The organism is Polaribacter sp. HaHaR_3_91, assembly GCF_019278525.1.
Classification (GTDB): Bacteria; Bacteroidota; Bacteroidia; order Flavobacteriales; family Flavobacteriaceae; genus Polaribacter.
In genome coordinates this window covers 2788726-2800000 of sequence record NZ_CP058986.1, presented here as the reverse complement: position 1 = coordinate 2800000, position 11275 = coordinate 2788726, and the positions used below count along the sequence as shown (strand labels likewise).

Here is an 11275-nt window from a genome sequence, read left to right as displayed (position 1 = left end):
TATAAATTTTATCAAATAATTCTTTATAGATCTCTTTGATTATTGCACGCTTCATTTTCATTGTTGGAGTTAGATGTCCATCTTCAATTGACCATACCTCTGGTGTTAGTTCAAAACGTTTTATTTGCTCCCATTTACCAAAGTTTAAGTTACATTTATCTACTTCTTTCTGAATACGTTCAATTACAATATCCGAACTAGCTATTTCTTTGTTTGATAAACCAATGTTTAAATTTTTATGCTTAATCCATTCTTTGATAAAGTCGAAGTTTGGTTGTATAAATGCTGCCGGCATTTTTTCTCCCTCTCCTATAACCATTACCTGTTCTATAAATAAAGATTGCTTTAATTCACCCTCTAATAATGGTGGAACAACATATTTTCCTCCAGAAGTTTTAAACATCTCTTTTGTTCTACCAGTAATTTTTAAAAAACCTTCGCTATCTAGTTCTCCTTTATCACCAGTGTAAAAATATCCTCTTTTTAATACGTTTTCAGTTCTTTCTGCATCTTTGTAGTAACCCAACATTACATTTGGTCCTTTTACTAAAATTTCACCGGTTTCTGCAATCTTCACTTCTACATTATCTATTACTTTACCAACTGTACCAACTTTAAAACCTTTATTTCTTTGGTCATTTACTGAGATTACAGGAGATGTTTCTGTTAAACCATAACCTTCCATTATTGGCATGCCTGCTGCTGCAAATACTCTTGTTAATCTTGGTTGAAGTGCCGCACTACCAGAAACCATGATTTTTAATTCTCCTCCTAATGCTGCTTGCCATTTGGAGAAAATTAATTTTCTAGCTAATTTTAACTGAGTTTCATACCACCAACCATTTACACCATATGGTTCATATTTTAAACCTAAATTTACTGCCCAAAAGAACAATCCTTTTTTTACGCCGGTTAATGCTTCTCCTTTCAAAATTATTTTGTCGTAAATTTTTTCATATAAACGAGGTACCGCAGTCATTACATTGGGTTTTATTTCTTGTGCATTTTCAGATAATTTTTCAATTGATTCTGCAAAATAAATAGAAACTCCACAATATTGATATAGGTACAAAATCATGCGTTCAAAAATATGACAAATAGGTAAAAAACTTAAACCAATAGATTTTCCATAATCAAAAGGAACACGTTTTTCTGAACTTAAAACATCACTAACTATATTTCTATGAGATAGCATTACACCTTTGGGTTTACCTGTTGTACCAGACGTATAAATTAAAGTAGCTAAATCGTCTGTGTTTACATTGTTTTTTCTTTCTTCAACAAGATTTTGAGAGCTAGTATCTTTACCGGATTCTAATATTTCATTCCAGCTTTTTTCACCTAATATATCATCAAAAGTATAAATAGCTTTTAAACTTGTTTTACTTTTTATCTTATTAATCTTTGTTAGAACTTCTATATCTGATACAAAACAGTAAATAGATTCTGAATGATTTAACACATATTCATAATCTTCTTCTGAGATAGTTGGATAAATCGGTACATTTTGGGCACCAGTTTGTAATATTCCAATATCGCATATGTTCCATTCTGTTCTATTCGTAGATGAAATTACGGCTATTTTGTCGTTTGGTTTTACACCTAAGTTTATTAATCCTCTACTAATTTGGTTTGCTTGATCAATATATTGTTGTGTTGTAATAGATTGCCAATTACCACCGACTTTAGAACTAAATGCTTTTTCTAAATTATAGGTTTCTAATTGGTAATAAGGAAAATCGAATAATCTTGTAACTTCTACTGCCATATAATCATATTATAATTGAAGTAGGCAAATTAGGTATTTTAGATTGAATTAACAAATACTTATTATAAGAGTTTATTATTAAGAATAATTTAATTTTGATAGTACTATATATCTAAAATACTAATTAATAGATTGTTTGTTTATGAGTATTGTATTCTACTTATTATGGTTTATATATTCTTCAGGGTGAATCTATCCTGGTAATATTGATAATATTTTATTGTATAAAAAAAAGCTAGCTTTTATAAAAAAAAAGCTAGCTGAATACGGTTTTGGTTAGCCCCCTAATTCCAACCTCTTCCATTATGGGTGCAATTTATAATTTATTGTAGAAATTAAAGCAGGTATAAATACCTATTTTATGTTTTATAATGATTTATTGATGTTTTTACCCTTTATTTAGGTGTATTTCGAATCTATTTCATAGCCAAATTTCATGTTTTTTATGTTGAAACTACTAGATAATTTCATGTATTTAAATTTTGATATGTCGTCAAAGACAGAATTATTAAAACTGATATTATTAAAATTTATATATTTAAAGGTGCTATTACTTTTAAAAGTACTTGCTGATAAGTCTGTTTATTTTCATAGTTCTAATTTCACCAACTAGCTTTTTGTTAGAGTTTTCTTAAGGTTTGTTTTACAATTTAGTAATCTTGTTTAATATAATTTTTAAAATAGTTTGAGGTAAATAATTTAAAACCTTTAGAAAAGTGAGATTCATCATAATAATCATACATATAAAATAAGTCTTTCAAATCTATCTGATCTTTTTCATATTTTATCATTAAGTTAAAAAAACATTTTATTTTAATATATTTTCCAGGTATTATACCTACATTTTTTTTAAGCTAAATTCTTTCTAATTATTTTTTGACTAATAAGTATAAATTTGACTAAATTTTTAATGACTGGTTTCTGTTATTCTATGGAGAATCACATTTATATATTAAGTTGTTATTACTCTCTTTTAGTTTGTTTTAGAATTAATTAAAAGCTTTTAAAATGTTTTTAGCTATTTTTAGTTAGATGTATTCTTAAATTATTAAAAAAAGAATAAATATTTTATGAACTTTTAAATGCCTAAATAAATTATTTGAAATTTTTATTATAATGCTTTTAAATAAGAAAGCTTACACAAGTAATTTAAGTATTTTTGCAGCTTATAAATTTAATAGATTTTATGATTAAAAAGCACGTAAAACAGCTTTCATTTAGTTTAATATTATTAAGCCATTTAGGTTTTTTAGCAGCAATATTATATGAAAAACAACAGAACATTTATGTTTCTGTATTTGTTGTTTTGGTCATTGTATTACTTTTAATTAGATATAAAAAAACATCATTAAAAGCTAAAAATCATGATTTAGAACATGTGTTAACTGTTGCATTTGTTTTTTTTGGAGCAATTATTACATATGTTTTAAGTGTTTCATTTAAATTAAGCAGTGTTTTAGCAGCAAGTTTAGTTGGTTTGGTTGTTAGCTTTGTTCCTTCATTTTTTAAAAAGGATAATTTTATAAAAGGTATGCCTACTGCAGTTTATTGCGGAGCTTTTGTTGGAATGACAAATGTTGATATTGCACCAGATTATATATTTATAGCACTAGCAAGTGTTATAACTGGTTTTTTGTTAGTTGGTACAAAAGATGCTTTTCATGGTTTTGGTGGTAAATTAGGAACCTTAGCTTTTGGAGGTGTTACCCTTGCTTTTTTTATCACTTTTATAATTTCTAGATGGCTATAGATAACCTTATATTGTTAATAGTAGGAGGACTTTCTTCTGTAGTTACATTCCTTTTACAAGTAAAATTTAAACAAGGTCCGGTTAGGTCATCTTCTTTAGTTGGTGTTTTAGTAGGAGTGTTTGTTTTAGTGTTTCCTAATTTATTGTCAGCTTACTTAACAGAAAATTTGCCACTAGTTTGTTTTGGAGCTTCTTTTATAGGTATGGTATCCTCTAAAATTATGTCAGATTATTTGTTAATAGGTTTCTCAGGAGTCGTTTTTACACTTATATATTTTAATACAAGTAACTTTTTTAATGGCTTTGGTGGTGGTTTGGGCTCTGCAGCTTGTATTGCTCTATTAGTTACTTTAAGTATTCCTGTATTAAAGAAAAAAAGAAAATTAAGCAACGGATTTTTGTTATTAAGAAGGCAAATGCGCTCTAGAATGAAAAAGAAAAACTACAAATAAATAGATTAAAAAAAGCAGCTTTTAGGTGGTTCTAAAAACTGCTTTTATATATGATACACTAAATTGAATAGAACTTTTAATGAGATTTATAATGATGTTCTTTCGGTTTTCTTTCTCTAAAAGTACCCGCAAAAAGTAGTCCACCAATAATAGCCATTAATATAAAAGTAACTTCTTCAAATAAGTTTGCAGAAGCAGTAATAGATGGATTGAAAAATGAATTACTTAGTCCCATAAAAGATTTACTACCAGGAACTAGCATGATAATTCCTTGTGTTAAGTAAACAGATTTTGGTGTTTTAGAAATTCTACCAAATATACGGCTGATACCAACAACTGTTAAAGTACCAATAAAAGTACTTACCAATATTCCTAAACCAGACGATAAAAAAACGGTTATAAAAAAGGCAAAAATACCTGTTAAAATTCCAAAAAACATATCCTTTTTTCGCACTTGAAAAATGGGTAAAGTACATATAGAAAATATTGGTATTGCGCAAAAAATTGTCCATTGTGGCATATTAGATTCATAATGAGTTAAATCAATATCAAGTAAAGAAGTCATTAAGCCTAAGCCTAATATTACACCAAAAAATTGTTTAAATAAAACAACCATTGCATCAAAGAGTTTTGCGCCACCAGCAACCAAACTCTTAGAGGTTATTTCCTCTAATGCGGTTGTAATAGCCAACCCTGGAATAAAGATAATTATAGAAGCTAATATGGTTAAACCTAAATTAAAATCAGGGAAAATAAATGTTAATAGGCAAGCAAAAATAGTTACCACTAAAGCACATAAAGATTCTAAAACACTTTCTACATATTTAGATTTGTTTGCTAAATAAACAAATAGATAAGTAAGAGAACCTAAAAGTATTGAAAAAGCAAAAGAGATCCAATTGGTACCAATCATTAAGCTAAAAGAACCAGCAGCAAAGGCATAGGCTAAAGTTAAAATAAAATGATTTACCTCTTTTGTTTTTGCATGAATAATCTTTAATTCTTTGTCTATTTCATCCACTTCCATCCCTGAATCAATAACCTTATTGGTCAATTCATCAATTCTAGAAAAAGCACCTAAATTTAAAGATCCTGGGGGAATGCATTCAACATAATTATAAGAGTTCTTTTCATCATAAAAAACATAATTTACCCAAGTAGGTAAATCCATAAAACTCCCTGTAATGCCTTTTGTTTTGGCAACTTGTGTTAAATATGATTGAATTTTATAAGAAGGAATACCGTATATGTGTAACGCTTTTCCTATTTCAACTATAAATTGATATTTTTTTGGAACTCTCATTTTTATTAATTAGATAGGGTTGTTATTTTCTATTTTTAGAGCCAAAAAAAGGGCTTTAAAAAAGCCCTTTTGATCTACTTTTTTAAATAAATTATTTTGTCAACCAGTTTTTTGCATTTACAAATGCTTCTAACCAAGGCGTAATTTCATCTTTTCTATTTGTTGGGTAATTGGCCCAGTTCCATTGAAAAGTAGAACGCTCAATATGAGGCATTGTTACTAAATGTCTTCCAGACTTGTCACATAGCATTGCTGTGTTAAAATCAGATCCATTTGGGTTATTCGGGTATCCTGCGTAACCATATTTGGCAACAATATTATAGTTTTCTTCAGATTCTGGTAAGTTAAATTTACCTTCTCCATGAGAAATCCAAACACCTAATTCTGTTCCTGCTAAACTAGATAACATTACAGAATTGTTTTCTTGAATCTTTACAGAAGTAAAAGAACTTTCATGCTTATGAGAATCATTATGACCTAATTTCCCATGAACTTTATGTTCTGGGTTAATCAATTCTAATTCCATCCATAATTGTGCTCCATTACAAATACCAACAGACAACGTATCTTCTCTTTTAAAGAAGTTTTTTAAAGCAGTATTTGCTTTTTCGTTGTATTTAAATGCTCCTGCCCAACCTTTAGCAGAACCTAAAACATCAGAATTAGAGAAACCACCAACAGCACCAATAAACTGAATGTCTTCTAATGTTTCACGACCAGAAATTAAATCTGTCATGTGTACATCTTTAACATCAAAACCAGCTAGATACATTGCATTTGCCATTTCACGTTCAGAATTAGAACCTTTTTCACGAATGATAGCAGCTTTTGGTTTGTCTTTTCCTATTACAGGTAATTCCCCTGTAAAATTCTCAGGGAATTTATAAGTTAAAGGTTGATTTTTATAATTATAAAAACGATCTTGAGCTAAATTATTAGCGGTTTGTTTTTGATCTAATAAGAAAGAAGTTCTATACCAAACATCTCTCATTTCAGTAACATCAAAAGAGAAATTATCTTCGTTGTTTTTAATAGTAACTGTTCCTGAATTATTTGCTGCTCCAATATTAAAAAACTCAATATTATTTTCTGATAAAATCGTTTCTACAGAAGCATCTGCTTGAAAAACAATTCCTGAGTTTTCTGAGAATAATACTTTTATAGCATCCTCTTCATTTAATGCAGAAATGTTAAAATCTGCACCTAAATTTACATCAGCAAAACACATTTCTAATAAAGTAGTAATTAATCCACCAGAAGCAACATCGTGTCCTGCAGTAATTTTATCCGCTTTAATTAAATCTTGAATCGTGTTAAAAACAGTTTTTACATACTCAACATTGGTAACATCTGGCGCTTCATTTCCAATGGCATTTAAAGTTTGGTTGAATGAACTTCCACCTAATTTAAATTCGTCTTGAGAAATATTTATATAATAGATGTTTCCTCCATCAACATGCAAAAGAGGCTCTACAACTTTAGTAATCGCATTACAGTTACCTGCTGCAGAGATAATTACAGTTCCTGGAGCAATTACTTCTCCATCAGTATATTTTTGTTTCATTGATAAAGAATCTTTCCCTGTAGGAACATTGATTCCTAAACCTATAGAAAATTCTGAAACGGCTTTTACAGCTTTGTATAAACGAGCGTCTTCACCTTCATTTTTACAAGGCCACATCCAATTTGCAGACAATGAAACACTTTTTAAATTGTCTTTTAATGGTGCCCAAATTAAGTTGGTTAAAGATTCTGTAATTGCATTTCTAGAACCAGCTTCTGGACTAATCAACGCAGAAATAGGAGAGTGCCCAATACTTGTAGCAACACCTTCTTTTCCTTTATAATCTAATGCCATTACACCAACGTTGTTCAACGGAATTTGTAATGGTCCAACACATTGTTGTTTGGCTACTTTACCACCAACACAACGATCTACTTTATTTGTTAACCAATCTTTACAAGCAACAGCTTCTAACTGTAAAACTTGTTTTAAATAGATTTCTAAATTCTTTGTTTTATAACGAGGGTTTTTATATTTTCTGATAACAGTTTTATCTGTTAAAACAGTTTTTGGAGAAGAACCAAACATGTCTTCTAAGGCTAAGTCCATTGGTTTTACACCTGTAGATTTAGATTCGAAAGTAAAACGATCATCACCAGTAACTACACCAACATCGTAAATAGGAGAGCGTTCTCTATCTGCAATTTTATGTAAAGTTTCTAAATGTTTATCAGCAATTACTAATCCCATTCTTTCTTGAGACTCGTTACCAATAATTTCTTTTGCTGATAGGGTAGGATCTCCAATAGGTAAAGCATCTAAATCTATTTTACCACCTGTATCTTCTACCAATTCTGATAAACAATTTAAATGTCCACCAGCTCCATGATCGTGAATAGAAACAATAAAGTTTTCATCGCTTTCTACCATTCCACGAACTGCATTTGCAGCACGTTTTTGCATTTCCGGATTCGAACGTTGTACTGCGTTTAGTTCAATTCCTGAAGCAAACTCACCGGTATCTGCAGAAGAAACTGCAGCTCCACCCATTCCAATTCTGTAGTTTTCACCACCAAGAATTACAATTTTATCGCCTTCTTTTGGCGTGTCTTTTAAAGCTTGGTCTGCTTTTCCGTATCCAATTCCACCAGCTTGCATAATTACTTTATCGAAACCAAGTTTTCTTGCAGGAGAATCACTTACAGAAGAATTTTCTTCGTGTTCAAAAGTTAAAACAGAACCTGTAATTAAAGGTTGACCAAATTTGTTTCCAAAATCTGATGCTCCGTTAGATGCTTTTATTAAAATATCCATAGGAGTTTGGTATAACCAATCTCTTGCTTCAAATTTATTTTCCCAATATCTTGTATTCTTAATTGAATCTATAGACGCTTCTAAACGAGAATACGAAGTCATATAAACAGCTGTTCCGGCTAAAGGTAAAGAACCTTTTCCACCAGCCAATCTATCTCTAATTTCTCCTCCAGAACCAGTTGCTGCTCCGTTAAAAGGCTCAACTGTTGTTGGGAAATTGTGTGTTTCTGCTTTTAATGAAATTACAGATTCAAAATCTTTAGTTTGATAAAAATCTGGTTTATCCGCCGTTTTAGGCGCAAATTGTTCCACTTTAGGTCCTTTTACAAAAGCCACGTTATCTTTGTACGCAGAAACAATATCATTCGGAAATTGTTTAGAGGTTTCTTTTATCATATTGAATAGGGAAGTAGGTTGTTCTTCTCCATCAATAACAAATGTTCCGCCAAATATTTTATGACGACAGTGTTCTGAGTTTACTTGGCTAAAACCAAAAACTTCAGAATCTGTTAATTTTCTACCTATTTTAGTAGCAACACTTTCTAAGTATTCAACTTCTTCATCACTTAAAGACAATCCTTCTTGTGCATTGTAAGCAGCAATATCTTCGATGTCTAAAATTGCTTCTGGTTTAATTTCAATTGTAAATGAATCTTGATGTAAACCATTGAATTTTTCAGAAATCATTGGGTCAAAATCAGAAAATTCTTCTGTAGATGCAGTAAATTCTTCTATTCTAATGATGTCAGAAATCCCCATATTCTGAGTAATCTCAACAGCATTGGTACTCCAAGGCGTAATCATTGCGGCTCTTGGTCCAACAAAAAAAGCATCTATTGTTGTTTCTTCTATTTTTGGTTGATCGGCAAATAACCAAGTCAATTTAGCAATAGTTTCTGTAGTTAATTTTTCTGTTGTTTGAACAGCGAATACTTTGCTGTTTATATTTCCAAAGAAATGAATCATTATTATGTTTTATTTGGGTGTTGTTGTAAAAATGCAAATTTACTTTTTTTCAACTTAATTCTAATGAATTAATTCAGTGAAATTTAAGAGTAATTTACGTAGTTATAAAACATAAAAAAAAGGCGCCTTTTTTTACAAAGACGCCTTTTTCTATAAATCTAAATGTAAGCTTAATTTTTTATCAATTTTTTAGAAATAGATTGGTTGTCAGAATTTATTTTCACTAAGTATATTCCTTTGCTAAGACTAGAAACATCCATACTATTATTGTTTGTATTTACATTTAGTGTTTTAATTAATTTTCCTAAAACATTGTAAACCTTAACCTCTGCACTTTCTGTTAATTTAAAATACACTTTATTGCTGTCTGCTGGATTTGGGTACATTTTAAAAGAGTTAAATAGATTTTCTTTTGTACTTAAAGTAGAGTAGCATGTCCAAGTTAAATCGTCTATGATTACACGTTCACCTTCAGAGCTAGATTCATTTAGAACAACAGTTACATCTCCAGAAATATTAATATCTGAAATTGTTGTAGTTTGAATTTCATCACCATAAGGTAATGTACCTACTATATTTCCGTTCACTAAAACATTTAATGTACCAGAACCTCCTGAAAAAGCACGTAAAGTTGAAGCTGTTAAACTTCCTATTCCGCCTGCAAATGTAGATGAAGTAAGTGAACCCGTTTTACTGTCTCTAACATCAAAGGTAATTGCTCTACCATTTAATTCTTGATCTGTTCTAGCTAAAGTAGCAGTCCATTCTAAGCCATTATCACCTGTCCAAGTTCTAGTAGAATATGAGCTACTGTTAGTTGGTATCAATTCAAAAGTTTCTTCACCACAAGATGTTCCTGTATTTTCTGTTCCTGTTATAGCTTGTGTTATAGCTGATTGTTCAGAAGCATTTCCTGCAATATCTTTTGCAGAAACAGTTACATTATAAGTTGTTGATGCAGTTAAACCTGTAACCTGGTATTCTGTATTTTGTACTGTTTCTTTTAAAGATCCATCTATAAAAATATCATAACTAGCTACACCAGAATTATCTGTTGAAGCTGTCCAGTTTATTTTAAAACCAGAACTTATTTGATTAGAAATAGTAATATCTGTAGGTACTGATGGAGGTGTTACATCTGTTAATGTGGTAGCATTTTCAGCTACAGATTGAGCCGATTTATTATTTGCAATATCTTTAGCTAAAACAGTAATACTATAAGATGAATTTGGTGCTAAATTAGTTAAAGTGTATGTTGTACTTGCTGTGTTACCTTGTAATACCGCATTTGCATAAACTTCATATTTTGTTACTGCTTCATTATCTGTAGAAGCTGTCCAAGTTACATCTATAGTTGAAGTTGTAATATTGCTAAGAGAAACATCTGTAGGTACTGTAGGAGCTTCTGTGTCTGGAGTTAAATAGATTCCCCAAGAATCTAAAGCATTATCTCCTCCCCAAATTCTTGTAGCTAAGTAAGCATTGTCTATAAAAGGGTTTCTATTTCCTTGTGCATAAGTTTCATTAGAATCATGGTAGGTATTTCTTTGTCTTTCAAAATCTGATACAGGATCTTCTACATTCCACTCTAAGAATAAATCGATCATTTCATCATCTGGACCAACAAGGTTTCCAATACCAACACCAGTAGGTTTACATTGGTCACCATAGCGAATGTACATATACATCATCATTCTAGCAACATCTCCTTTCCATTCATCACCAGGATACCATCCTCCAGAAACTGGACCAGCATTTCCAGAACCATCTGCAAATTTTAGACTCCCCCTTTGACCATTAAAACCAACATCAGATGGACGTAAATGATGTGCATCTGCACCAGGTCCAGCAGTACCTAGATTAGGCGTTCCTAGAGACTTTGCATAGGTGTGTTCTCTATTCCAGTCATTAGAACCACCTCCGTTTTCATAGATACCTCTTGTTCTAGCAGTTGTGCCAGATGTAGAATAACCATAAATTAATAATACTTCTTGGTCATTTTCTGGGTTTACATCTGTTGCTTGTAAAGCTGGCCAACCATAAGAAAGTATGTTTGTATGAGCTGTTATTGTTTTATTAGCTAGTTCTTCTTTTAAATCTAGTTCATATTTTGTTAAATCTACATCGCTATAATAAGATTCTGCTTGAGCATTTATTAAGAATGAAGAGAATAATAAAAGTATAAGTAACGTTTTTTTCATGTGTTTTATGTTTTATT

The 11275-nt window shown here is 30.5% G+C and carries 6 protein-coding genes (1 of these 6 cut by a window edge); 2 read left to right on the top strand and 4 right to left on the bottom strand.

Annotation, left to right across the window (positions count from 1 at the left end):
- On the bottom strand, window positions 1–1768 hold the 5' portion of the coding sequence (locus tag H0I27_RS11725; RefSeq protein WP_218730884.1) for a long-chain fatty acid--CoA ligase. The gene continues 8 nt to the left of window position 1, outside the view; 1768 of the gene's 1776 nt are visible here — the first part of the coding sequence; it begins with the start codon at window positions 1766–1768; its stop codon lies off the left edge, out of view.
- A 1186-nt stretch (window positions 1769–2954) separates the two neighbouring features.
- Here H0I27_RS11725 and H0I27_RS11720 point away from each other — a divergent pair.
- Both H0I27_RS11720 and H0I27_RS11715 read left to right on the top strand, forming a co-directional pair.
- On the top strand, window positions 2955–3518 hold the full coding sequence (locus H0I27_RS11720) for a hypothetical protein (RefSeq protein WP_218730883.1): 564 nt from the start codon (window positions 2955–2957) through the stop codon (window positions 3516–3518).
- Window positions 3509–3970, top strand: coding sequence for a hypothetical protein (locus tag H0I27_RS11715; RefSeq protein ID WP_218730882.1), 462 nt, complete (start codon window positions 3509–3511; stop codon window positions 3968–3970). The genes H0I27_RS11720 and H0I27_RS11715 overlap by 10 nt, the downstream gene beginning before the upstream one ends.
- A gap of 76 nt (window positions 3971–4046) precedes the next feature.
- On the opposite strand, the gene H0I27_RS11710 is transcribed toward H0I27_RS11715, so the two are convergent.
- From H0I27_RS11710 to H0I27_RS11700, 3 genes are all read right to left on the bottom strand, one after another.
- A complete protein-coding gene (locus H0I27_RS11710; protein ID WP_218730881.1) occupies window positions 4047–5273 on the bottom strand; it encodes a threonine/serine exporter ThrE family protein in 1227 nt (408 codons plus the stop codon).
- Between the two features lie 91 nt (window positions 5274–5364).
- Window positions 5365–9057 (bottom strand): phosphoribosylformylglycinamidine synthase, encoded by a 3693-nt coding sequence (gene purL, locus H0I27_RS11705; protein WP_218730880.1) that lies wholly within the window; start codon window positions 9055–9057, stop codon window positions 5365–5367.
- A gap of 170 nt (window positions 9058–9227) precedes the next feature.
- Window positions 9228–11258 carry an endonuclease gene (locus H0I27_RS11700; RefSeq protein WP_218730879.1) on the bottom strand — a complete coding sequence of 677 codons (2031 nt, stop codon included), beginning with the start codon at window positions 11256–11258 and terminating at the stop codon, window positions 9228–9230.
- Window positions 11259–11275 lie beyond the last annotated feature (17 nt).